Here is a 23,801-nt window from a genome sequence, read left to right as displayed (position 1 = left end):
AGTCGGCCCCCGGCCTGTCCCAGCGTGTCAACTCACCGGCCACCGTACCCGGGCCGGCCGCCGTCGGCTCGGCCGGCGGTGGCCGAGGGGGTGGGGTTGGGCGCGTCCCGCCCGGGGGTGTCGTCGTAGAACGGCCGGATCACCCGGTCCGCCTGGTCGGCCCGCTCCGGCGTGATCCACTCCTGGAGGCCCTGGCCGGTCACCGCGGCCTTCAGCTGCTCCAGGCTGAGGGGCAGCTCGCGCGGGTCACCGAGAATGCCGCCGGAGAAGACGGTCAGGGTGATCCGGTCGTTGTCCTTGCGCAGCAGGTCGGCGGTGCGGGAGCGGAAGCCGTCGTTCGAGCTCTCGGTCAGCATCAGGGTGCTGCCGTCGGGGAGCTTTGCGACCTCGCAGTGGCCGTACTGCCGGGAGATGTTGACCTTCTCGCAGGTGTACCGGTCGTCGTAGCCGATGGTGTGGGGGTCGCGCCCGGGTCCCGGCGGGTTGGACCCGGGCCGGAACAGCGCGCCGAGCCCGCCCTCGAAGTTGACCTCGACCTGGACCGGGCCCCTGCCGTCGTCGTAGCTGAGCTTGCCCGCGGACAGCACGTCGACCGTCTCCGGCCCCGTCCAGCCCACCGGGCCGTGGTAGCCGGCGTAGCCGCCGGTCGTGCCGTCCTTCGGCAGGCCCTCGACCACGGCCAGGACGGCCGCGTGGCCGGTGAGGGCGACCTTGCCGGCGTTGGCTCCGCTACCGGGGTAGCGCTTCTCCGGGCCGTCGTCCGCCTGCGGGTCCCTGGTGGAGGTGGGGAGAGGCTTCCTCGTGGTGGTCGGTACGGCGGACGGCGAGGGCGACGCGGTGGCGGTGGCCGACGGCGACGGCGATGCTGTCCCGCTCGCCACCCCGGCGGCGGAACGGGGGCCGCCGCCCGGCTGCAGGGCGATCGCGCCGCTGACGGCCAGCACGGTGACGGCGGCGACCGCGCCGGTCACCGCGGCCCGGCGGCGGCGCCGGATCGACCGTCCGCGCTCGGCGGCGCCGGCGACCAGCGCTCCCAGCTCGGGGCCGACCCCGTGCATAGCCCGGTCGAAGGTGGTGGACAGCCGCCGGCCGTCGGATTCCAGCTCGTCCATGCTCCTGGTGTTCCTTCCAGCTGAGAGTGGTGTCGAAATGCTTCGTGGTGTCGCGCACGGTCGCCGGCCGGCGGACGGCCCGGCGACTCGTCAGGACGCGGCGAGCTGCTCCGAACCCTGTGCCCCCAGGACGGTGCGCAGCCGGCCGAGGGCGCGCAGCGCCTGGCTGCGCACCGCGCCCGCGCTGACGCCGAGTTCGGCCGCGGTCTCCTCGACGCTGCGGTCCTCCCAGTAGCGCAGGACGAGCACGGCCCGGTCCCGGGGCGGCAGTTCGGCCAGGGCCGCGAGCAGGGTGACCCGCAGGGCCGGGTCGCCCTCGGGGGCGATGCCCTCGGGCAGGTCGCCGAGCGCGGGCTGTTCGCCGCTGCGCCGCAGCCGCCGGTGGGAGAGGTAGCTGCGGACGAGCACGCTGCGGGCGTAGGCGTCCTGGTTCTCCGCGCGGCGGACCTTGGTCCAGGCTGCGTAGAGCTTGGCGAGGGTGACCTGGGTGAGGTCCTCGGCGAGGTGCCAGTCGCCGCAGAGCAGCAGGGCCGTCCGGAAGAGGCGGTGCCCCCGGCTGTAGGCGAAGGTCTCGAACTCCGCCGACTCCTCGGCCCGTCGCGCCTTACCGATCACCGCTGTCCCCCGAAAACCGTCTCGTCGTGGCCTGTTCGCCCCCTGCTCACGGTTAGACGCCCGAGCCGGCCGGCCGCGTTACGACCACCGGCGGGAAACCCGTCGCCCTACGACGCCAGGTCGGGAAACCCGCCGCCCTACGACGCCAGGGCGGGAAACCCGCCGCCTATGGCCCCCGACGAGAAACCCGCTGCCCTACGACGCCGCGGCGACGAGCAGCCCCGCCAGCACCGAGGCCGCATTGGCCGTCCCGGCGGTCGCCCAGGGCAGCGGCCCGCGCAGGCTCAGCCCGGTGAGCGGCCGCAGCACCGCCGCCTCGACCGCGCAGACTGCGGCTTCGCCCAGCCCGAAGGCGGTCCAGTACGCTGCGGCGGATCCGGTGGACCACGGGCCGTGGCTCAGGAACCACCAGAGCGGCGGGTGCGTCGCCAGGTTGACCAGGACGGCGGCCACCGCCGCACGGGCCGGGCGGACACCGCCGGCCCGGGTGAGGGCGGCGGTGTAGAGCGGTACCTCGACCAGCAGGGTGAGGGCGAGGGCCAGGGGATAGGGCACGGCGGGGATCGTGTCACGAGGAGGGGGAGCGTGGCCATCGCCACCGTGGAGGAGACGGCCGCGAGGACCGTCGCCGGCCCGGCCGTCCGGCTGGGCGCCGCGCCGCCGGCCGGGTTCGCCCTGGCGGTGGGGCTGGCGCTGGCGTTGGCGCTGCGCGCGCCGGCGGGGCTGGCGGTGCTCGGCCTGGCCGCGTTCGGGGTGCTGCACAACGTGCTGGAGCTGCGCTACGTGGCCGGCCGGTTCGCCGCCGTGCTGGCGGGGCCGCTGCTGCGGCTGCTGCTGGTCCTGGTGACCGGCATCGTGTTCTGCCGCCTGGTGCCGCCCTCGCTGGTGCCGCACCCGGTCGCTCAGGGCGCGGAGATCCTGCTGGCGTACGGGCTGCTGGCCGCGGCCTGCTGGTTCGCGCTGCGCCGCCGTCCGCTGCTGCTGGCCGGGAGCGGGGCGGTGCTGGCGGTGGCGACGGCCGGTTCGCTGGCGTTCCCGGCGTACCACTTCGTGGTGCTGGCGCATCTGCACAACGTGGTGCCGCTGCTGTTCCTGTGGGAGTGGTCGCGCCGGCTGGTGCGGGGCCGGGCGGCGTTCCTGGCGCTGCAGTGCGGCTGGGTGGTGCTGGTACCGGTGCTGCTGCTGGCCGGGGCGCTGGACGGCTGGCTGTCGCCGGGGGCCGGCTGGACGGGCTGGACGGCGAAGCTGGCGGTGGCGTACACCCCGCCGGGGTGGCTGACGCCCGGGGTGGGGCTGCGCTTCCTGGCGGTCTTCGCCTTCCTCCAGTCGATGCACTACGTGGTCTGGGTGTGGTTCCTGCCGAGGTACGCGCCGGACGCGACCGGGGCGTTCGAGCGGCGGCTGCCGGCGCTGCGCGGCGGGCGGGCCTGGCTGCTGGGTGCGGTGGCGGGCGGCCTGCTGGCGGTGCTGTTCGCGTCGGACTACGCGCAGGGCCGGACGCTGTACGCGGCGCTGGCCAGCTATCACGCCTACCTGGAGTTCCCGGTGCTGCTGACGCTCGTTCTCGGCCTGGGGGGCACCCGGACCGAGCCGCCCGCCCCACCGATCCGACAGGCCTGACACCGACAGACCCGACGCAGATCCACCTGGCCCCGGCAGCGACCCACCCGACACCGACAGACCCGACCCAGACCCACCCGACCCCGACAGACCCGACCCGAGGAGTCCCGATGACCACCGCATCCATCAATGCGGGCACCACCGCCCTGCTGGCCGACATCGCCCCCGAGCCCAGCGGATCCGACGGCAGTCTGATCGCCGTGCTGCTGGTGGCCGCCGCGGTGGTGGCGGGGGCCGTGTGGCTGATCCGGCTGGAGCGCAAGAAGCGCGGTCCCGGCGGGGAGTGAGGCGCCCCGACGAGCGCCGGGCCGGTCGCACGCGGTAGGACAGTGTTCAGGGCATGCCTGCGGTGGTGTCCGCGGCGCCATGCACTATGGTTTATCTCGACATCGAGATAAACGCCCCTTACGATATATCTCGACATCAAGATACTTGCCGAGAGGCGCTCACCGGCGGTGCGGGCAAGGTAAGCCTAAGTAAGGCTGACCTTACCACCGTGGCGGCCGGATACCGCACGAAGCACCTAGAAGGAGTCAGTCGTGTCCGCGAACAGCTTCGACGCCCGCAGCTCGCTGCAGGTGGGCGACGAGTCGTACGAGATCTTCAAGCTCTCCGCCGTCGAGGGTTCCGAGCGGCTGCCGTACAGCCTCAAGGTGCTGCTGGAGAACCTGCTCCGCACGGAGGACGGCGCGAACATCACCGCCGACCACATCCGCGCCCTCGGCAGCTGGGACGCCACCGCCCAGCCGAGCCAGGAGATCCAGTTCACCCCGGCCCGCGTGATCATGCAGGACTTCACCGGTGTGCCGTGCGTGGTCGACCTCGCCACCATGCGTGAGGCCGTCAAGGAGCTGGGCGGCGACCCGGCCAAGATCAACCCGCTGGCCCCGGCCGAGCTGGTCATCGACCACTCCGTCATCGCCGACAAGTTCGGCACCCCGGACGCCTTCGTCCAGAACGTCGAGATCGAGTACGGCCGCAACAAGGAGCGCTACCAGTTCCTGCGCTGGGGCCAGACCGCGTTCGACGAGTTCAAGGTCGTCCCGCCGGGCACCGGCATCGTCCACCAGGTCAACATCGAGCACCTGGCCCGTACGGTCATGGTGCGCAACGGCCAGGCCTATCCGGACACCTGTGTCGGCACCGACTCGCACACCACCATGGTCAACGGCCTGGGCGTGCTGGGCTGGGGTGTCGGCGGCATCGAGGCCGAGGCCGCGATGCTGGGCCAGCCGGTCTCCATGCTGATCCCGCGCGTGGTCGGCTTCAAGCTCAACGGCCAGCTGCCGGCCGGCACCACCGCCACCGACCTGGTGCTCACCATCACCGAGATGCTGCGCAAGCACGGTGTGGTCGGCAAGTTCGTCGAGTTCTACGGCGAGGGCGTCACCGCGATCCCGCTGGCCAACCGCGCCACCATCGGCAACATGTCGCCGGAGTTCGGCTCGACCTGTGCGATCTTCCCGATCGACGCCGAGACCATCAACTACCTGAAGCTCACCGGCCGCGACGCGCAGCAGCTCGCCCTGGTCGAGGCGTACGCCAAGGAGCAGGGCCTCTGGCACGACCCGTCGGTCGAGCCGGTCTACTCCGAGTACCTGGAGCTGGACGTCTCCACCGTCGTCCCGTCGATCTCCGGCCCGAAGCGCCCGCAGGACCGCGTGATCCTGGCCGAGGCCGCCGAGCGGTTCGCCGAGGCGCTGCCGACCTACTCGGCCGAGGCCTCGAAGCCGACCGCCGTCACCGCCCCCGACGGTTCGAGCTACCAGATCGACAACGGCGCGGTCGTGATCGCCTCGATCACCTCCTGCACCAACACCTCCAACCCCTCCGTCATGCTGGGCGCCGCCCTGCTGGCGAAGAAGGCCGTGGAGAAGGGCCTGACCGTCAAGCCCTGGGTCAAGACCACCCTGGCGCCCGGCTCCAAGGTCGTCATGGACTACTACGAGAAGGCCGGCCTGCTCCCGTACATGGAGAAGCTGGGCTTCAACCTGGTCGGCTACGGCTGCGTCACCTGCATCGGCAACTCGGGCCCGCTGCCCGAGGAGGTCTCGGCCGCCGTCAACGAGGCCGACCTGGCCGTCGTCTCGGTGCTCTCCGGCAACCGCAACTTCGAGGGCCGGATCAACCCCGACGTCAAGATGAACTACCTGGCCTCGCCGCCGCTGGTGGTCGCCTACGCCCTCGCCGGCAACATGAACATCGACATCACCAAGGACGCCCTGGGCCAGGACGCCGACGGCAACGACGTCTTCCTCGCCGACATCTGGCCGTCCGAGCAGGAGGTCGCCGACACTGTCGCCGGCTCCATCGACGAGGCCATGTTCGACAAGGGCTACCAGGATGTCTTCGCCGGCGACCACCGCTGGCAGTCGCTCCCGGTCCCGACCGGCAACACCTTCGAGTGGGACGCCGAGTCCACCTACGTCCGCAAGCCCCCGTACTTCGAGGGCATGGCGAAGACCCCGAGCCCGGTGACGGACATCGCCGGCGCCCGCGTCCTGGCCAAGCTGGGCGACTCGGTCACCACCGACCACATCTCCCCGGCCGGCAACATCAAGCCGGGCACCCCGGCGGCGCAGTACCTGACCGCCAACGGTGTGGAGAAGCGCGACTTCAACTCGTACGGCTCGCGCCGTGGCAACCACGAGGTGATGATCCGCGGCACCTTCGCCAACATCCGCCTGCGCAACCAGATCGCGCCGGGCACCGAGGGCGGCTACACCCGCGACTTCACCCAGGCCGACGCGCCGGTGTCGTTCATCTACGACGCCTCGCAGAACTACCAGGCCGCCGGCATCCCGCTGGTCGTCCTGGCCGGCAAGGAGTACGGCTCCGGCTCGTCCCGCGACTGGGCCGCCAAGGGCACCGCGCTGCTGGGCGTCAAGGCCGTCATCGCCGAGTCCTACGAGCGCATCCACCGCTCGAACCTGATCGGCATGGGCGTCCTGCCGCTGCAGTTCCCGGAGGGCCAGAACGCCGAGTCCCTCGGCCTGACCGGCGAGGAGACCTTCTCCTTCACCGGCGTGACCGAGCTCAACGAGGGCCGCACCCCGGCGACCGTCAAGGTCAAGGCCGGCGACGTCGAGTTCGACGCGGTCGTGCGCATCGACACCCCCGGCGAGGCGGACTACTACCGCAACGGCGGCATCCTGCAGTACGTGCTGCGCAGCCTCATCGGCTGATCAGGCGTAGCCGCTGAAGTAGTGCCAAGAGGCCGGACCGCGTCCACGCGGTCCGGCCTCTTGTATGTCCAGACCAAATGGACTAAACCTCTGTCTCAGCTTGGTCCAGACCACTTGATGCTGATTCAGAGAAAGCCATGGGTCTTCTCGTATGCGCATGCTCAGTCGTACCGCCGCCCTCCTCGCCGCCGTCACGGTGGCCTCCGCGATCGCCGCCCCCACGGCGTCCGCCCATGACCGCGGCCACGGCCCGAAGCTGAAGGGGCAGCGGGTGGGCTACTTCACCCAGTGGGGCGCGGACAGCTCCGCGAAGCGGGTGCAGGAGTCCGGCCAGGCCGGAAAGCTCACCGTCATCAACTACGCCTTCGGCAACGTCTCCGCCGAAGGCACCTGCTTCGAGACCAACGACGCCGGCCTGGGCGACGCCCTGAGCGACTACCAGCGCCCGTACAGCGCCGAACAGTCGGTGGACGGCGTGGCCGACACCGCCGGCCAGAAGCTCAAGGGCAACTTCAACCAGCTGCGCAAGCTCAAGGCGAAGAACCCGCAGCTGAAGGCGGTCATCTCACTCGGCGGCTGGAGCTGGTCCAAGTACTTCTCGGACGCGGCCGCCACCGACGCCTCCCGCAGGAAGTTCGTCTCGTCCTGCATCGACCTGTACATCAAGGGCAACCTGCCGAAGCTCGCCGGCTCCCCCGAGGGCGGCACCGGCGTGGGCGCGGGCGTCTTCGACGGCATCGACATCGACTGGGAGTACCCGGGCGGCGGCGGTGACGGCGGCAACGTCGTGCGCCCCGAGGATGGCCGCAATTACACGCTGCTGATGCAGGAGTTCCGCCGCCAGCTGGACCAGCAGAGCGGCCGCAAGGGCCCGCACTACCTGCTGACCGCGGCCGTCGCCGCCAACGAGACCGTCGCCGACCGGCTGGAGCTGCCGCAGCTGTCCCGCTCGGTCGACTTCCTCAACCTGATGACCTACGACCTGCACGGCCCGTGGGAGGGCAAGGGCCCGACCAACCACCACGCCAACCTCTACTCCGACCCGACCGACCCGGAGCCGCGGCAGCGCAGCGCGGACAAGGCCGTCGAGCACTACGTCGAGCGCGGCCTGCCCTCCGAGCAGCTCGTGCTCGGCGTGCCGTTCTACGCCCACGGCTGGACGGGCGTACCGGCCGGCGACCGGAACGGCCTGTACCAGCCGGCCACCGCCGCGACCGGTGACCTCACCTACAAGGAGGTCGCCGCGCAGCCCGGCAAGGTCTACACCGACCGCGACCACGGCGCGAGCTGGAAGTACGACGGCACCACCTTCTGGAGCTACGACACCCCCGAGGTGATCACCCAGAAGGCCCGCTACGCCCGGTGGAACGACCTGGGCGGCGTGATGGTCTGGGCGCTGGACGGCGACGACGCCAAGGGCACGATGGTCGCCGCCATCGACCGCGGCCTCCAGCGCGGCTGACCACAGGAGCACAGGCGCGCAGGCCGCGCACACCGCAGCCGCGCACACCGCACGCCCGCACACCGCAGGCCCGCAGGCCGGAGAAACCGGCCAGGGCCCGCCGCGATCACTCGCGGCGGGCCCTGGCCGCTCTGCTCCGCAGGGGCATCAGATCCCGTCGCAGGCCTGCGCCCGCAGCGCCCGGGCCAGGTCGTCCCGGCGCTCCAGCACCAGCCGGCGCAGCGCGGGCGCCGCGTCCGGGTGGCCGCTCAGCCAGGCGTCCGCCTCGGCCAGCGTCGCCTCGCTGACCTGGGCGTGCGGGAAGAAGCCTCCGACGATCCGCATCGCGATCTCGATGGTCCGCTCGGACCAGACCCGCTCCAGCAGCTTGAAGTACGGCGCCGCGTACAGCGCGGTGAGGTCGCGGTGCGCGGGCAGCGCGAAGCCGGCGATGTTGGCCTCGACCAGGGCGTTGGGCAGCTCGTCCGAGTCGATCACGGCGGACCAGGCGGCGGCCTTGGCCTCCGGGGTCGGCCGGGCGGCCAGGCACTGGGTGTACTGGCGCTTGCCGCTGGCCGTGTTGTCGGCCTTCAGCTCCCCGGCGATCTCCTCGTCGGAGGCCTGGCCGGCCGCGGCCAGCGTCAGCCAGAGCGACCAGCGCAGCTCCTGGTCGACGTCCAGGCCGTCGATCCGGGCGGTGCCGGCGAGCAGGCCGCGGACCAGGCCGAGGTGCTCGGAGCCGTTGGCGGTCTGCGCCAGGAAGCGCGCCCAGGCTAGCTGGTGGTCGCTGCCGGGGGCGGCGTCGCGCAGCTCGCGCAGCGCGCCGTCGGCCAGCAGCCGGCCGCCCTCGCCGCGCCAGGCCGGGGCGGCGTACAGGTCGACGGCGCTCTTGGCCTGGCTGTGCAGCGACTGCAGCACGCCGATGTTGGACTCCTGGCCGGCGAAGCGCAGCACCAGGGCGATGTAGTCGCGGGCCGGCATCAGGCCGTCCCGGGTCAGGTTCCAGACGGCGGACCAGGCGAGCGCCCGGGCCAGGTCGTCCTGGATGTCGCCGAGGCCGGTGCGCAGCGTCTCCAGCGACTCGCCGTCGAAGCGGATCTTGCAGTACGTCAGGTCGTCGTCGTTGAGCAGCACCAGGGCGGGCCGGGGGCGGCCGGCGGCCCCGGCGACGACGGTGCGGGCGCCGGTGACGTCCAGCTCGATCCGGTCGGTGCGCACCAGCGCGCCGTCGGCGTCCCGGTCGTAGAGGCCGACCGCGATCCGGTGCGGGCGCAGCGCGTTGCCGTTGCCGGCGTCCTGGAGGACGGCAAGTTCGGTGATCCGGCCCTCGGCGTCGACGGTGACCTGCGGGGTGAGCGCGTTGACGCCGGCGGTCTGCAGCCAGGCGGCGGCCCAGGCGGTGAGGTCGCGGCCGCTGGTCTCCTCCAGGATGCCCAGCAGGTCGCCCAGTTCGGTGTTGCCGAAGGCGTGCTGCTTGAAGTAGCGGCGGGCGCCCTCGAAGAACGCCTCCGAACCGACGTACGCCACCAGCTGCTTGAGCACCGAGGCGCCCTTGGCGTAGGTGATGCCGTCGAAGTTGAGCTTGGCGTCCTCCAGGTCCCGGATGTCGGCGGTGATCGGGTGGGTGGTGGGGAACTGGTCCTGCCGGTAGGCCCAGGCCTTGCGCTGGTTGGCGAAGGTGATCCAGGCCGAGGAGTAGCGGGTGCGGGCGCCGATCAGCCCGTAGGAGCCCATGAAGTCGGCGAAGGACTCCTTCAGCCAGAGGTCGTCCCACCAGCGCATGGTGACGAGGTCGCCGAACCACATGTGCGCCATCTCGTGCAGGATGACGTTGGCCCGGCCCTCGTAGGCGGCGTCGGTGACCTTCGAGCGGAAGATGAACTCCTCGCGGAAGGTCACGCAGCCCGGGTTCTCCATCGCGCCGATGTTGTACTCGGGGACGAACGCCTGGTCGTACTTGCCGAACGGGTACGGGTAGTCGAACGCCTCGTGGAAGAAGTCGAGCCCGGCCTTGGTGACGCCGAGGATCTCGTCCGCGTCGAAGTAGGGGGCGAGCGACTTGCGGCAGAGCGCGGAGAGCGGGATCTCCAGCACGGTGCCGTCGGCGAGGGTGCGGCTGTAGTGGTCGCCGGCCACGTGGTACGGGCCGGCCACGACGGCGGTGAGGTAGGTGGAGATCGGCTGCGTCGGCGCGAACTGCCAGGTGCGCGCGGCGGCGTCCCCGCTGCCGTCCTCGGTCACGCTCTCGTGGACGGCGTTGGAGCGGACGTCCCAGGCGGCGGGGGCGGTGACGGTGAAGGAGAACGGTGCCTTCAGGTCGGGCTGCTCGAAGGTGGCGAACACCCGGCGGGCATCGGCCGGCTCGTAGTGGGTGTAGAGGTAGGTCTCGCCGTCGACCGGGTCGGTGAAGCGGTGCAGGCCCTCGCCGGTGCGGCTGTACGCGCAGTCGGCGTCGACCACCAGGACGTTCTCCGCGGCGAGACCGTCGACGTGGACGCGGGCGCCGTCGAAGGCGGTGGCGGGGTCGAGCGCGCGCCCGTTCAGGGTGACCGAGCGGACCGCGGGGGCCAGCAGGTCGAGGAAGGTCGAGGCGCCGGGCTCCGAGCAGCGGAAGGCGAGGGTGGTGGTGGAGCGGAAGGTGGCGGCCGCCGGGTCGGGGGCGGAGGTCACGTCCAGCCGGACCTGGTAGCTGTCCACGGCCAGGATGCTGGCCCGCTGCTGGGCTTCGTCGCGGCTCAGGTTCTTGCCCGGCACGGCGGTACTCCTTTGTCCGGCACGCACGGTGGTGCGGTCTTCGCTGCTGCGGTCAGGTGCTGCGCTGTAGTGCTGCGGAGGCATCCTTTCACGCCCTTTGCGCCGGTACCATTGCACAAGTCGCGGTGTGGGCCCGGAATCAGCGGCTCCGGGCGGATGTTGGCAGCGGGGGAGCCCCGTGCGGGGCGCCGCCCACCTCTGCCGCCCGACCTCCGAGGAAGACCACCGCTGTGACGACTGCCGCTGACCGCAAGACCGCCGACTTCTGGTTCGACCCGGCCTGCCCGTGGGCCTGGATGACGTCCCGCTGGCTGATCGAGGTCCAGCAGCTGCGCCCGGTGGACGTGCGGTGGCACGTGATGAGCCTGTCGGTGCTGAACGAGGGCCGCGACCTGCCGGAGCACTACCGCACGCTGCTGGACAACGCCTGGGGCGCGGTCCGGGTCTGCATCGCCGCCGCCGAGAGGCACGGTGACGAGGTGCTCGGCCGGCTCTACACCGAGCTGGGTACCCGGTTCCACAACCAGGGTCTGCCGCAGAACCGCGAGACGATCGAGGCGGCGCTGGTCGCCGCCGGCCTGCCGGCCGAGCTGGCCGACGCGGCGGGGACGGACGTGTACGACGAGGCCCTGCGCCTGTCCCACAAGGAGGGCATCACCCTGGTCGGCGAGGACGTCGGCACCCCGGTGATCGCCGTCGAGGGCGTGGACGGCGAGCGTGTCGCGTTCTTCGGCCCGGTGGTCACCCCGACGCCGCGCGGCGAGGCCGCCGCCCGCCTCTGGGACGGCACCCTGCTGGTCGCCTCCACCCCGGGCTTCTACGAGATCAAGCGCACCCGCACCGCCGGCCCGTCCTTCGAGTGACCCCGGGCGGGTCCGCACAGCGCGAGGGGCCCGGTACCGCCGAAGCGGTACCGGGCCCCTCGCGCGTGCGCTACGCGGTGCGTGCGGCGTCCCGGCGCTGCTTGAGCAGGCCCGCGCCGATGAGCAGGGCGACCAGCACGCCGGCCGCGTACAGCTGCTGCCGGTTGCCCTCGGTGGTGGTCATCAGCGCGAGGATGCCGACCACGGCGGCCATCGCGATCCAGGTCAGGTACGGGTAGCCCCACATCTTGACGGTGAGCAGTTCGGGTGACTCGCGCTCCAGCCGGCGGCGCATCTTCAGCTGGACGACGCAGATGAAGAACCAGACCACCAGGATGGCGACGCCGGTGGTGTTCATCAGCCAGGTGAAGACGGTGTCCGGCCAGAACTTGCCGGCCAGCACCGCGCCGAAGCCGAACAGGCAGGAGGCCAGCACGGCCGCCCGCGGCACCCCGCCGCTGACCTTGGCCAGCACCTTGGGGCCCTGGCCGCGGGAGACCAGCGAGTACGCCATCCGGGAGGAGCCGTAGATGTTGGCGTTCATCGCGGAGAGCAGGGCGATCAGCACCACGGTCTCCATGATGGCGCCGGCGCCGGGCACGCCCAGGTGCTGGAGGACCGTCACGTACGGGCCGTTCTCGACGACCGACGGGTCCTTCCAGGAGACCAGGGTGACGACCAGGGCCATCGAGCCAATGTAGAAGATCGCGATCCGCCAGACCGCGGTGCGCACCGCGTTGGCGACGTTGCGCTTGGGGTCGTCGGACTCGGCGGCGGCGATGGTCACGGTCTCCAGGCCGCCGTAGGCGAAGACCGAGGCGAGCAGGCCGACGATCAGTCCGTCGACGCCGGTGGGCAGGAAGCCGCCCTGGCCGGTGAGGTTGGTGGTGCCGGGGGCGCCGTGGCCGAGCACCCCGGCCACGCCGAGCGCGCCGAGCACCAGGAAGGCGATGATCGCGGCGACCTTGATCGCGGCGAACCAGAACTCGAACTCGCCGAAGTTCTTCACCGCGGTCAGGTTGCTGGCGCAGAAGAAGACCATGAAGAGGCCGACCCAGACCCAGGCGGAGACGCCGGGGACCCAGCCGTTGACGATCTTCCCGGCGGCGGTGGCCTCGGCGGCGACGCCGCAGCAGAGCATCACCCAGTACATCCAGCCGGCGGTGATCCCGGCCCAGGGGCCGATCTCCTTCTCGGCGTGGACCGAGAAGGAGCCGGAGGCGGGGCGGGCGGCCGACATCTCGCCGAGCATCCGCATGATCAGCATGACCAGCAGGCCGGAGAGGGTGAACGCCAGGATGATGGCGGGTCCGGCCGCCGCGATGCCCGCCCCGGAGCCGACGAAGAGGCCGGCGCCGATGACCCCGCCGAGCGCGATCATCGAGAGGTGGCGCTGCTTGAGGCCGTGCGAGAGCTGCCGGCCGCCGTCGGCCGGGGTGTCGGCGGGGGAGGTCGTCCCGGGCGCCGGGGGCGCGGAGGTACGGGCCATGGGGTGGGGATCCAGACTGTTCGGATGGCGGTGCGAGCTGCCCAATATCCGGGGACGCGGTTGTCCATGCCAAGAATGTCCGGCCCGGGCCCAGAATGCGGACCGGATCGTGACGGAGAATGGCCGGAACCATCACGTTCCGTCGTTCTCGGTGGGTCGGATCCGACAAGGAGCGCCTTCCGGGCTTTGTCCGGTTCCCTGGCGGTGCCGGCGGCGATCACCGCGTAGGTTCACAGATGTTCACTCACCTGATCATCAGAGGAATCCCCGATGGCCACTGCCAGCACCCCGACCGCCAGCACCCCGATACTGAGCCGCGGCGTCCTCGCCGACCTGCTGCCCGCCGCCTCCACCCGGCTCGGCGCCCAGGCCCGCGACCTCGCCCTGGTGGCCGGCGGTGCCGCCCTCACCGGCCTGGCCGCCCAGCTCTCGGTGAACGTCCCCGGCTCCCCGGTCCCGGTCACCGGCCAGACGTTCGCCGCCCTGCTGGTCGGCACCGCGCTCGGCGCCCGCCGCGGCGTCGCCTCGCTCGGCCTCTACCTGCTGGCCGGCATGGCGGGCCTGCCCTGGTTCGCCGAGGGCACCTCCGGCTGGTCGATGCCCTCGCTCGGCTACGTGCTCGGCTTCGTCGTGGCGGCCGCCCTGACCGGCGCGCTGGCCCGCCGCGGCGCCGACCGCACCCCGGTGAACACCGCCGTCACCATGGTCCTCGGCAGCCTCGCCATCTACGCCGTCGGCGTGCCCTACCTCGCCTTCTCGCTGGACGTCCCGCTGGCCCGCGCCGCCGAGCTGGGCCTCTACCCGTACCTGGTCGGCGACGCCCTGAAGGCGGCCCTCGCGGCCGGCGCCCTGCCGCTCGCCTGGAAGCTCCTCGGCCGCCGCTGAATCCCCTCTTTCCGGGCCTCGGCTCTCCTCCGGGATGCTCGGGCCCGGTCCGACGGTCGGCGCTCCAGGGCCCTCGTCCCTCGGGGCCTCCTCGCGTCTCCCTTTCGGTACCGGCCGGCCCTTCGGCTCGCTCGGCCCCCTGCACGGCCTCGGTAGACGCGCATGCCACACTCGTGCCATGCGCGTCTACCTGGGCTCCGACCATGCCGGATACGAACTGAAGAACCACCTCGTGGAGTGGCTGAAGGGGGCCGGCCACGAGCCGGTCGACTGCGGGCCGCACATCTACGACGCCCTCGACGACTACCCGCCGTTCTGCCTGCGGGCCGCCGAGCGCACCGCCGCCGACCCGGAGGCGCTGGGCATCGTGATCGGCGGTTCGGGCAACGGCGAGGCGATCGCCGCCAACAAGGTGAAGGGCGTGCGTGCCGCGCTGGCCTGGAGCGAGCAGACCGCCTCGCTCGGCCGCGAGCACAACAACGCCAACGTGATCTCCATCGGCGGCCGGATGTACACCGAGGAGGAGGCCACCAAGTTCGTGGAGATCTTCCTCAACACCCCGTACAGCGGCGACGAGCGGCACACCCGCCGGATCGACATGCTGAGCGAGTACGAGACCACCGGTGAGCTCCCGCCGATCCCGGCCCACCACCCGCAGCAGGGCTGAGCCCCGCCGTTCCACCCCGTCGAACCCTCCCGCCGGCCGGCCGCGCTCCCGCAGCGCCGCCGGCCGGCGTGTCCGTGCGGGCGTGCGCCCCTGTGTGATCGGCCACAGCGCCCGCCCCGTCCGACCGGCGTACGAACGGCCCCGTGCGCGGGGCGCATGTGCCGCCCGCGTGGTTCGTACGCCCAACCGGCACACGCTTCCTGACGTAGCGGACGGTGCCCGCCGCAATCGGCCGAAACCCGCTGACGCGGCCGCGCCACGGCGGCGCCGCCCGTGCCCGAGCCGTCGACGCCGGGCCGCAACCGTGGATATGGTCGGTCCCCATGGCTGGCAGACCGCCGGGCACACCGCCCCAGACGACTGCGACGAGGCCCGGCGCCGCCACGGCGTCCGACCCCGTGACGGCCCGGTTGCGCAAGAGACTCCGCCGGGTCCGCCGAAGGCTGCGCACGGCCGGTGTCGACTACTTCCGCGGCGGCGCCGCCGACTGGCCGGTGCTCTGCGCGCTCGCCCTGCTCGTCCCGCTGCTGATACTGCTCAACATCTGGATCCCCGCCTGGGCCCCGCCCACCTCGCTGGTCCTGCCGATCCTGGCCGCCGCACTGCTGCTGCGCCCGGGAAGCCTGGTGGTGCTGTACGCGCTGGCCGCGCTCGGCCTCTCCGCCGAGTCCGTGATCCACACCGGCCAGCGGGTCGCCAGTGCCGACCCGGACGCCTACACCTACGGCGTCACCCCCGGCGCCGCCCTGGTGGTCGGCGCGGCCGGGGTCGGCGGCCTGCTGCTGGCCCAGTTCCGCAGCCGGGTCGGCGTCCCCTGGTGGGGCGGCTCCACCATGCTCTTCGACCTGCGCGAGCGGCTGCGGGTGCAGAGCCGCGTCCCCCGGCTGCCGGACGGCTGGCACGCCGACATGGCGCTGCGCCCGGCCGGCGGGCAGTCCTTCTCCGGCGACTTCGTGGTCGCCGCCCGAACCGGCCCCGGCCAGCGGGTGCTGGAGGTGGTCCTCGCGGACGTCTCCGGCAAGGGCATGGACGCCGGCTCCCGGGCCCTGCTGCTCTCCGGGGCCTTCGGCGGCCTGCTCGGCTCGCTGCCCGCGCACGACTTCCTGCCCGCCGCCAACGGCTACCTGCTCCGGCAGTCCTGGGAGGAGGGCTTCGCGACCGCCGTCCACCTGGTGCTGGACCTGGACACCGGCGAGTACGAGCTGCTCTCGGCCGGCCACCTGCCCGGCATGCAGCGGCTGGCCGGCGCCGGGCGCTGGGAGGCGAAGGAGGCCTCGGAGGGTGCGGCGCTCGGCATCTACGACGGCGCCAAGTTCGAGGGCGTGCGCGGCCGGCTGAACCGCGGCGACGTCCTGCTGCTCTGCACCGACGGCATGGTCGAGGCGCCCGGCCGGGACCTCTCCGAGGGCATGGACCGGCTGATGGGCGAGGCCGACCGGCTGGTCCCCGGCGCGGGCCCCGGGGCCGGCATCGGCGCGGCCTCCCGGCTGATCGAGACGGTCGCCCGGGACATCAACGACGACCGCGCGGTGCTGCTGCTCTGGCGCGACTGACCGCGCTCCGGCCGTCCTGGCGGGCCGCCTTCGCCCGGGCACATGCCGCGGGCAGGTGCTGTCAAGCCGGGGAGCTGATCTTCGGCCATTTCGGACCTGCCGTCACCGGACCGGACCTGCCGCTTCCGGTCCCGCCCGCCGGGCGTTTCCCCGCCGCTCAGCGCGGCCCCGCCGACGATTCGTCAGAACGTCTCGGCTATCGTCTCGGTCGGCGGAAACTCGTCTCGCATCGCAGGATATCGGCGTTCGGCTGACAGCCAGACCTTTACGCAACCGGCACGGTCGACCACACTGAGTCCGGGCGGGACTGGTCAGGATTCGGGGGATGGGGGGCGTCACGTGCGGCACGACGGGCACCGTGCGGCCGCAGCGGGCTCTCCCCCCGGCCGGGACAGGTCGGACGAACTGCCGTTCCGCCTCGGGACCGTCGGACAGACCGGGGTCCGGCTTCGCAGGGGCTGTCAGGCGCTGGCACCCCGCTATGAAACGAGGAAGTGAGTCCGGGTGGCACTCTCCGTCTCCGCGCTGGTCCTGTTCGGCATCATCTGCTTCATCTTCATCCGCAACAAGCAGCTGAAGACCGGGCACTTCATCCTGGCCGCCCTGTTCGGCTTCATGCTCAACCAGAGCACGGCCGCCAAGCCGATCCAGGACTTCCTGACCCAGATCGCCAAGAGCATCTCCAACATCGCCAGTTGACCCCCGGGGGCCTCGTCCGGGGCCCGGGGCGGGTGCGGCGCAGGCCGGCTCTCACCGGTCGGCCCGTCTGGCCTGCCGCCAGCGCCCGAACAGCCCCCGGGGCCGCGCCGCCGCCACGGCCGGCGCCCGGACCGCCGCGGGTGCCGCGGCGCCCGTCGGCGTGGCCGGCCGCAGCGTCGTCCCGCGGGCCGTCAGCAGCACGAACAGCCGGGCCCAGCACAGGCGTTCGCCGCGCGGCCAGTCCAGCGCGCGCAGCGCCGCCGAGGCGGCCTCCGACACCTCGCCGTTGACCCGGACCTCGGCGACGTCGTCCCCCGCCTTGCCGCCGAGGAAGAGCTTCACCCCGTTCGGCGCGCCCCCGGCCAGCTCCGGCAGCAGCGCCGGCGCCAGCGCGGGCAGCACCCGGTGCTCCGCGAGCCAGCCGGCCAGCCGCTCGTTGCCGAACCCGAACACCGCCGCCGGCCCCTGGACGGCGTGCCAGCCCGGCAGCTCCGGGTGGTCGGCGTGGTCGCCGTGCTCTCCCCGGCCCTGCTCCTGTTCGACCAGCGCCGAGGCGGTGGTGGTCGCCCACATCCGCACCGCGTTGGCGAGCTTCTCCTCCTCGGTCTTGCCGAGGCCGGCCGCGCAGTCCCAGACCACCGGCCCGTCCGCGCGGCCGAGTTGGAGGACGTAGCCGAGGTCGACGTGGCCGGCGCCGTCCTGGCCGGGGTGCTCGCGGACGGCCACCGCCGTGGTGCCCGGCCCGCGCACCACCTCGCCGTCGACCGTGAACTCCTGCCCGTAGCGCGCCATCTCCTGGACCACACAGCGCTGTATGACGGCCAGTCGGTCCTGGGGACGCACGGGTACTCCTCCACCTCGGGCTCGCAGCCGCCTCGGCTCGCAGTGTTTTCGAAACTGCGCTCGAACGCCGCCGAGGCTATCGGCCCGGAGCCCCACCGGGAAACCGCCCGGGAGCCTGGGCCCCGGCCCCTCCGGTCGCGGGAATGTCCTGAATGCCCCAGTTTGGGTAGCGGCAACCGTAGGCCACCGCCTGGAGAACCGCATGCCCCGCACCGACCTGACGCCCCCTCCGCCACCGCTCCTCACCCCGGACGGCTCCGGCCTGGTCGCCGAGATCGAGGCCTACCTCGCCTCGCTGCCCGCCCCGGCGCGCACACCGGTCCCGTACGTCCCGCTGCACGGCTCCACCGTGCAGCCCTGGCACGCCGGCCACCCGCTGCCCCGGGCCACCCTGCTGGACAGGGCGCTGCGCCGCCCGGCCCGCCCGGTGCCGGTCACCGCCGCCGAGCATCTGCGGCTCGCCTCCCGCTACATCGGCGCCCACGGCTGGCTGCAGGGCGCGATGTGGGACCAGGCCGGCCGGGTCTGCCTGCTCGGCGCCCAGGCCGCCGTCCTCGCCCACGGCTACGGCACCCCGCTGACCGTCCGCACCGCCCGGGTCCAGCTGATGGAGGTGCTGCACGCCACCGGCCGCCCGGCGAACTCCCCGGACGAGTACAACGACCGCCCGACCACCCGCCAGGCCGACGTCCACCAACTGCTCGACCGGGCGGCCGCGCGGGCCGGACGGCTCGGCCTCTGACCGGCTGACGAGCCGTCGGAGGGTGTCGCCGGGAAAGCGAACGGCCCCGGAGGGACGGTGACGTCTCTCCGGGGCCGGACAGTTGGAGCGGGCGACGAGAATCGAACTCGCGTGACTAGTTTGGAAGACTAGGGCTCTACCATTGAGCTACGCCCGCATGATCCCCCGGCCGTCGCCGGACGGAAGGTCGGGAACAGCGTACCTGGTCCGGTCGGCTCCGCGCACACCACATTCGTCGTGAGGGCCTCGGATATGTCGGCGAACCGGCAGGGCCCGGCGTGTACGCTTCCTCTCGGCACCACGGGGTGTGGCGCAGTTTGGTAGCGCGTCCGCTTTGGGAGCGGAAGGCCGTCGGTTCGAATCCGGTCACCCCGACAGTGCGGCAGGGTCTCGTCCTCGGCGGGGCCCTGTTGGCGTCTTCGGGCTCCGTTGGCATCTTCGGAGCGGGTCCGGCATGGTAGGTGGTTGATTTTTCACCCAAAGCTGGAGCTCCGATGAGGATGAACCCCAAGATCGCGGTCGGAGTCGTCTTCGTCGCCTCGCTGTTCATGTCGATCATGGACACCACGATCGTCAACGTGGCGCTGCCCGCGATCGGCCGCCAGTTCGGCACCGACCCCGCCGGGGTCGGCGTGATCAACGTCGGCTACCTGGTCAGCCTGGCCGTCTTCGTCCCGCTCTCCGGCTGGCTGGGGGACCGCTACGGCACCCGCCGGGTCTTCCTCGCCGCCCTCACCCTCTTCACCGTCGCCTCGCTGCTCTGCGGCGCGGCCGGCTCGATGACCTCGCTCACCCTCTACCGGATCCTCCAGGGCGCGGCCGGCGGCCTGCTCACCCCGGTCGGGATGACGATGCTCTTCCGCGCCTTCCCGCAGGAGGAGCGGATGCGGGCCACCCGCATCCTGATGCTGCCCACCGCGGTCGCCCCAGCCGCCGGGCCGGTGCTCGGCGGCTGGCTGGTGGACGGCTGGTCCTGGCACTGGGTCTTCATCGTCAACGTGCCGGTCGGCATCGCCGCCCTGGTCTTCGGCGTGCTCTTCCTGCCCGACTACCGCGCCGAGCGGGCCGGCCGGTTCGACGCGGCCGGGTTCCTGCTCTCCGCGGCCGGCTTCGGCGCGGCGATGTACGCGCTCTCCGAGGGCGCGTCCGAGGGCTGGGGGAGCGCGCGGATCCTGGCATCGGCGCTCGTCGGCCTGCTCGCGCTGGCGGCCCTGGTCGTGGTCGAGCTGCGCCGCCCCGAGCCGATGCTCGACCTGCGGCTCTTCCGGGACCGTATATTCCGCACCACCAACCTCCTCTCGCTCTTCTCCGGCGCCGCCTTCCTCGGCATGCTCTACCTCTTCCCGCTGCTGATGCAGGACGCGCTCGGCATGGACGCCCTGCACAGCGGCCTGATGGTGTTCCCCGAGGCGCTCGGCGTGATGCTCGCCTCCCAGGTGGCGGGCCGCCTCTACCCGCGGATCGGCCCGCGCCGGATCCTGGTCGCCGGCGCCACCGTGGTGGCCGGCTGCCTCGCCCTGATGGCCACCATCGGGCCGGACAGCAACCTCTGGGCGGTGCGCGCCCTCATGTTCCTCACCGGCTATGCGATGTCGCACGTCTTCATGCCCTCGCAGACCGCCGCCTTCGCCACCATCACCCCGCGCGCCACCGGCGCCGCCTCCACCCTCTACAACGCGCAGCGCCAGCTCGGCTCCGCGCTCGGCGTCGCGGTGCTCGGCACCGTGCTGACCGCCGTCGGCCCCCTCGCCGTGAACGCTTCGGGTACGCCCGTGGCGAACCTCACCGCCTACCGCGCCGCCTTCCTCACCGCGGCCGGCCTGGCCCTCGTGGCGGCCGTGATCGCCTTGCTGGTACGGGATTCCGACGCCGCCGCCACCATGCGCCAGGTACCGGCGGGGGGTACCGGAGAGCCGTCCGGGAAGGCCGTCCCGGAGCCCGCCGGGAAGGGCTGAACGCCGCCCGGCGGCGGCGTCCTGGCGTCCGCCTTTCGTGGTACCGGTAGGATGGGGCGCTGGCGGTAGTCCCTGTGGCGTCAACCCAGGTCAACCGCACGAGGGCGAGGAGTCACGCTCACCGTCCACCCCCCACGGGAGATGCAGCTCCAACCGCCCATCGCCCGTCTCGCCCGACCCGCCCGTACCGGCCCCGGCCGGCGGCATGGGGAGGGCGGAGGCAACCTGACCGCAAGCCCATAGGAGACCAAACCGTGAAGAGCGCCGTCGAGACTCTGAACCCGACCCGGGTTCGACTCACCGTCGAGGTGCCCTTCGAGGAGCTCAAGCCCAGCCTCGACGCGGCGTACAAGAAGATCAACCAGCAGGTCTCGGTCCCGGGCTTCCGCAAGGGCAAGATCCCGAACCGGGTCATCGACCAGCGTTTCGGTCGTGGCGCCGTGCTGGAGGAGGCCGTCAACGACGCTCTCCCGCGCTTCTACACGCAGGCCGTCGACGAGGGCAAGATCGAGGTTCTCGGACAGCCCGACATCACCAACATCGAGGGTGTCGAGAAGATCGCCGACGGTGGTGACCTGAAGTTCACCGCCGAGGTCGACATCCGCCCGGAGATCACCCTCCCGGACTTCTCGACCATCGAGGTCACCGTCGACCCGATCGTGGTCACCGACGAGGACGTCGACAAGTCCCTGGAGCAGCTGCGCGAGCGCTTCTCCTCGGTCAAGGACGTCGAGCGCGCCGCGGCCGCCGGCGACATCGTGGTCGTCGACCTCGAGGCCAAGGTCGACGGCGAGGTGCCGGAGGACGGCACCGCCGCCGGCGTCAGCTACGAGATCGGCTCGGGCCGTCTGATCGACGGCATCGACGACGCCGTCGTCGGCCTCGAGGCCGGTGGCACCGCGACCTTCAGCACCGAGCTCAAGGGTGGCACCCAGGCGGGCAAGACCTCCGAGGTCACCGTCACCGTCACCGCCGTCCAGGAGAAGGAGCTGCCCGAGCTGGACGACGAGTTCGCCCAGCTGGCCAGCGAGTTCGACACCCTGGAGGAGCTGCGCGGCGACTCCCGCAAGCGCCTCGAGCGCATGAAGGAGTACGACCAGGCCACCCAGGCCCAGGAGAAGGTGCTCGACGCGCTGCTGGCGCTGGTCGAGATCGAGTTCCCGGAGAAGCTTCTCAAGGACGAGATCCAGACCCGCAAGCACAACCTCGAGCACCACCAGCTGGAGCCGATGGGCCTCGACCTCGCGACCTACCTGGAGACCCAGGGCAAGACCGAGGAGGAGTTCCTGGCGGAGACCGAGGAGCAGGCGAAGAAGGGCATCAAGACCCAGTTCGTCCTGGACCAGATCGTCGCCGACGAGGAGCTGGGTGTTAACCAGGAGGAGCTCACCGAGCACCTCATCCGCCGCGCCGCCGGCTCGGGCCTGAGCCCGGACCAGTTCGCGCAGCAGGTCGTCCAGGGTGGCCAGGTGCCGCTGCTGGTCGGCGAGGTCGCCCGCGGCAAGGCGCTGGCCACCGTGGTCGAGGCCGCCAAGGTCGTCGACACCGAGGGCAACGAGATCAACTTCGACGACGACGAGACCGACGAGTCGGGCAAGACCGTCGCCGCCGAGGCCCCGGCCGCCGAGGCCGAGGCCGAGGAGAAGACCGAGGCCTGACCGCCCCGGTTGCCCTGACACATCAGCGGGCCCGGACGCCGTACACGGTGTCCGGGCCCGCCGTGTTCCCCGCGGTTCCGGGCGGGGCGCGCCGTGAACCCTGCGCTCACAGCGAACAGTTCTGCGTGAGGGATTCTGCGGCCCGGCCTGCGCGTTAGGGTCCATGGACAGCACCAATCACGACGTGATACCCGGAAGCTGTGCGACATCGTGACGGCCGTGGAGCGACCGTCCAAATCGACTGAGCAGGTGGCTAAGTGACGTTCCCGCAGATGCAGATGCCTGGCCCGATGGCGCCGCACGCCGCCTCTGGTGACGTGCTCGGCGGCCTGGGCGACCAGGTCTACAACCGGCTGCTCAACGAGCGGATCATCTTCCTCGGCCAGCAGGTCGACGACGACATCGCCAACAAGATCACCGCCCAGCTGCTGCTGCTGGCCGCGGACCCGGACAAGGACATCTTCCTTTACATCAACTCCCCGGGCGGCTCGATCTCGGCCGGCATGGCGATCTACGACACCATGCAGTACATCAAGAACGACGTCGTCACCATCGCGATGGGCATGGCCGCCTCGATGGGTCAGTTCCTGCTGACCGCCGGCGCCAAGGGCAAGCGCTTCTCGCTGCCGAACGCCAACATCCTCATGCACCAGCCGTCCGCCGGTCTCGGCGGCTCGGCGACCGACATCCGCATCCAGGCCGAGCAGCTGCTCCGCACCAAGAAGCGGATGTCCGAGCTGATCGCCTTCCACAGCGGCCAGTCCTTCGAGCAGATCACCGCGGACTCCGACCGCGACCGCTGGTTCACGCCGGAGGAGGCCCTGGAGTACGGCCTGATCGACGCGATCATGCACAGCGCCGCGGACGTCCCGGGCGGCGGCGGCACGGGCGCCTGAGCCTCGGCCCCGGATCCCACGAGACCACAGCCACATCGCTCCGGAGGACTAGAACCCCCATGAACATCCCCAGCCTGTCCAGCGCCAAGGCACGCGTCGAGGACATGCGTGCCGAGGGCCGCTACATCGTCCCGCGCTTCGTCGAGCGCACCTCGCAGGGCATCCGCGAGTACGACCCGTACGCCAAGCTGTTCGAGGAGCGCATCATCTTCCTCGGCTCGCAGGTGGACGACGTCTCCGCGAACGACATCATGGCCCAGCTGCTCTGCCTGGAGTCCATGGACCCGGACCGCGAGATCCAGATGTACATCAACTCGCCCGGCGGCTCGTTCACGGCCCTGACGGCCATCTACGACACCATGCAGTACGTGAAGCCGGACATCACCACCGTCTGCATGGGCCAGGCGGCCTCCGCCGCGGCCGTACTGCTCGCCGCCGGCACCCCCGGCAAGCGGATGGCGCTGCCCAACGCCCGTATCCTGATCCACCAGCCGTACACCGAGACCGGCCGCGGTCAGGTGTCCGACCTGGAGATCCAGGCCAGGGAGATCTTCCGGATGCGCGAGCAGCTGGAGGAGATGCTCTCCAAGCACTCGAACAAGTCCGTCGAGCAGGTCCGCGACGACATCGAGCGCGACAAGATCCTGACGGCCGAGGAGGCCGTCGAGTACGGTCTCGTCGACCTGGTCATCTCCACCCGCAAGGCCTCGCTGACCTCCTGAGGTCGGCACCCTGGGGGGGGGGGGGGGGGGGGGGGGGGGGGGGGGGGGGGGGGGGGGGGGGAAGGGGGGGGGGGGGGGGAGGGGGGGGGGGGGAGGATCGAA

20 protein-coding genes and 2 tRNA genes are annotated in these 23,801 nt (G+C 71.9%); 15 read left to right on the top strand and 7 right to left on the bottom strand.

Annotation, left to right across the window (positions count from 1 at the left end):
• Positions 1-32: 32 nt before the first annotated feature.
• The 3 genes from ACZ6NC_RS27340 to ACZ6NC_RS27330 all read right to left on the bottom strand — a co-directional run bounded on the left by ACZ6NC_RS27340 (position 33) and on the right by ACZ6NC_RS27330 (position 2,282).
• On the bottom strand, positions 33-1,112 hold the full coding sequence (locus ACZ6NC_RS27340) for a hypothetical protein (protein WP_465736409.1): 1,080 nt from the start codon (positions 1,110-1,112) through the stop codon (positions 33-35).
• Between the two features lie 90 nt (positions 1,113-1,202).
• Positions 1,203-1,727 carry a SigE family RNA polymerase sigma factor gene (locus ACZ6NC_RS27335; RefSeq protein ID WP_465736408.1) on the bottom strand — a complete coding sequence of 175 codons (525 nt, stop codon included), beginning with the start codon at positions 1,725-1,727 and terminating at the stop codon, positions 1,203-1,205.
• A 195-nt stretch (positions 1,728-1,922) separates the two neighbouring features.
• The gene (locus ACZ6NC_RS27330) at positions 1,923-2,282 is read right to left on the bottom strand and encodes a hypothetical protein (protein WP_465736407.1); all 360 of its coding nucleotides are present in this window, start codon (positions 2,280-2,282) and stop codon (positions 1,923-1,925) included.
• Positions 2,283-2,312: 30 nt separating this feature from the next.
• Here ACZ6NC_RS27330 and ACZ6NC_RS27325 point away from each other — a divergent pair, with 30 nt between their 5' ends.
• The 4 genes from ACZ6NC_RS27325 to ACZ6NC_RS27310 all read left to right on the top strand — a co-directional run bounded on the left by ACZ6NC_RS27325 (position 2,313) and on the right by ACZ6NC_RS27310 (position 7,994).
• Positions 2,313-3,347 (top strand): hypothetical protein, encoded by a 1,035-nt coding sequence (locus ACZ6NC_RS27325; protein ID WP_465736406.1) that lies wholly within the window; start codon positions 2,313-2,315, stop codon positions 3,345-3,347.
• Positions 3,348-3,457: 110 nt separating this feature from the next.
• Entirely contained in the window at positions 3,458-3,634 is a 177-nt protein-coding gene (locus ACZ6NC_RS27320; protein WP_465736405.1) for a hypothetical protein, read from the top strand.
• A 252-nt stretch (positions 3,635-3,886) separates the two neighbouring features.
• A complete protein-coding gene (gene acnA, locus ACZ6NC_RS27315; RefSeq protein ID WP_465736404.1) occupies positions 3,887-6,532 on the top strand; it encodes an aconitate hydratase AcnA in 2,646 nt (881 codons plus the stop codon).
• 157 nt (positions 6,533-6,689) lie between these two features.
• The gene (locus tag ACZ6NC_RS27310) at positions 6,690-7,994 is read left to right on the top strand and encodes a glycoside hydrolase family 18 protein (RefSeq protein ID WP_465736403.1); all 1,305 of its coding nucleotides are present in this window, start codon (positions 6,690-6,692) and stop codon (positions 7,992-7,994) included.
• Between the two features lie 147 nt (positions 7,995-8,141).
• Here the strand turns inward: ACZ6NC_RS27310 and pepN are convergent, their stop codons facing one another.
• Positions 8,142-10,727 (bottom strand): aminopeptidase N, encoded by a 2,586-nt coding sequence (gene pepN / locus ACZ6NC_RS27305; RefSeq protein ID WP_465736402.1) that lies wholly within the window; start codon positions 10,725-10,727, stop codon positions 8,142-8,144.
• Positions 10,728-10,957: 230 nt separating this feature from the next.
• Here pepN and ACZ6NC_RS27300 point away from each other — a divergent pair, with 230 nt between their 5' ends.
• Positions 10,958-11,590: a mycothiol-dependent nitroreductase Rv2466c family protein gene (locus tag ACZ6NC_RS27300; RefSeq protein WP_465736401.1), complete on the top strand. Its 633-nt coding sequence runs from the start codon at positions 10,958-10,960 to the stop codon at positions 11,588-11,590.
• A 70-nt stretch (positions 11,591-11,660) separates the two neighbouring features.
• Here ACZ6NC_RS27300 and ACZ6NC_RS27295 read toward each other — a convergent pair whose 3' ends face one another.
• Positions 11,661-13,079 (bottom strand): amino acid permease, encoded by a 1,419-nt coding sequence (locus tag ACZ6NC_RS27295; RefSeq protein WP_465736400.1) that lies wholly within the window; start codon positions 13,077-13,079, stop codon positions 11,661-11,663.
• Between the two features lie 270 nt (positions 13,080-13,349).
• On the opposite strand from ACZ6NC_RS27295, the gene ACZ6NC_RS27290 reads away from it, so the two are divergent.
• From ACZ6NC_RS27290 to ACZ6NC_RS27275, 4 genes are all read left to right on the top strand, one after another.
• Positions 13,350-13,964 (top strand): biotin transporter BioY, encoded by a 615-nt coding sequence (locus ACZ6NC_RS27290; protein WP_465736399.1) that lies wholly within the window; start codon positions 13,350-13,352, stop codon positions 13,962-13,964.
• 178 nt (positions 13,965-14,142) lie between these two features.
• Positions 14,143-14,631: a ribose-5-phosphate isomerase gene (locus ACZ6NC_RS27285; RefSeq protein ID WP_465736398.1), complete on the top strand. Its 489-nt coding sequence runs from the start codon at positions 14,143-14,145 to the stop codon at positions 14,629-14,631.
• A gap of 410 nt (positions 14,632-15,041) precedes the next feature.
• The gene (locus ACZ6NC_RS27280; RefSeq protein WP_465736397.1) at positions 15,042-16,184 is read left to right on the top strand and encodes a PP2C family protein-serine/threonine phosphatase; all 1,143 of its coding nucleotides are present in this window, start codon (positions 15,042-15,044) and stop codon (positions 16,182-16,184) included.
• Positions 16,185-16,688: 504 nt separating this feature from the next.
• Positions 16,689-16,883: a hypothetical protein gene (locus tag ACZ6NC_RS27275; RefSeq protein ID WP_360197031.1), complete on the top strand. Its 195-nt coding sequence runs from the start codon at positions 16,689-16,691 to the stop codon at positions 16,881-16,883.
• A gap of 51 nt (positions 16,884-16,934) precedes the next feature.
• Here ACZ6NC_RS27275 and ACZ6NC_RS27270 read toward each other — a convergent pair whose 3' ends face one another.
• Entirely contained in the window at positions 16,935-17,726 is a 792-nt protein-coding gene (locus tag ACZ6NC_RS27270) for a DUF6348 family protein (protein ID WP_465736396.1), read from the bottom strand.
• 202 nt (positions 17,727-17,928) lie between these two features.
• Here ACZ6NC_RS27270 and ACZ6NC_RS27265 point away from each other — a divergent pair, with 202 nt between their 5' ends.
• Entirely contained in the window at positions 17,929-18,468 is a 540-nt protein-coding gene (locus ACZ6NC_RS27265) for a DUF6197 family protein (protein ID WP_465736395.1), read from the top strand.
• A gap of 83 nt (positions 18,469-18,551) precedes the next feature.
• Here the strand turns inward: ACZ6NC_RS27265 and ACZ6NC_RS27260 are convergent.
• A tRNA-Gly gene (locus ACZ6NC_RS27260) sits at positions 18,552-18,625 on the bottom strand.
• Positions 18,626-18,769: 144 nt separating this feature from the next.
• Here ACZ6NC_RS27260 and ACZ6NC_RS27255 point away from each other — a divergent pair.
• From ACZ6NC_RS27255 to ACZ6NC_RS27235, 5 genes are all read left to right on the top strand, one after another.
• Positions 18,770-18,843: transfer RNA gene (locus ACZ6NC_RS27255), tRNA-Pro, on the top strand.
• A 119-nt stretch (positions 18,844-18,962) separates the two neighbouring features.
• Positions 18,963-20,423 carry an MDR family MFS transporter gene (locus ACZ6NC_RS27250; protein WP_465736394.1) on the top strand — a complete coding sequence of 487 codons (1,461 nt, stop codon included), beginning with the start codon at positions 18,963-18,965 and terminating at the stop codon, positions 20,421-20,423.
• 254 nt (positions 20,424-20,677) lie between these two features.
• Complete coding sequence (gene tig / locus ACZ6NC_RS27245; protein ID WP_465736393.1) at positions 20,678-22,081, top strand: trigger factor; 1,404 nt, start codon at positions 20,678-20,680, stop codon at positions 22,079-22,081.
• 278 nt (positions 22,082-22,359) lie between these two features.
• Complete coding sequence (locus tag ACZ6NC_RS27240; protein WP_305067940.1) at positions 22,360-22,977, top strand: ATP-dependent Clp protease proteolytic subunit; 618 nt, start codon at positions 22,360-22,362, stop codon at positions 22,975-22,977.
• Positions 22,978-23,036: 59 nt separating this feature from the next.
• Complete coding sequence (locus ACZ6NC_RS27235; protein WP_327676905.1) at positions 23,037-23,699, top strand: ATP-dependent Clp protease proteolytic subunit; 663 nt, start codon at positions 23,037-23,039, stop codon at positions 23,697-23,699.
• The last annotated feature ends 102 nt before the right edge of the window (positions 23,700-23,801 follow it).

The sequence above is a fragment of the Kitasatospora sp. NPDC041988 genome (genome assembly GCF_055588525.1).
This window is presented reverse-complemented; position numbering and strand designations above follow the sequence as displayed.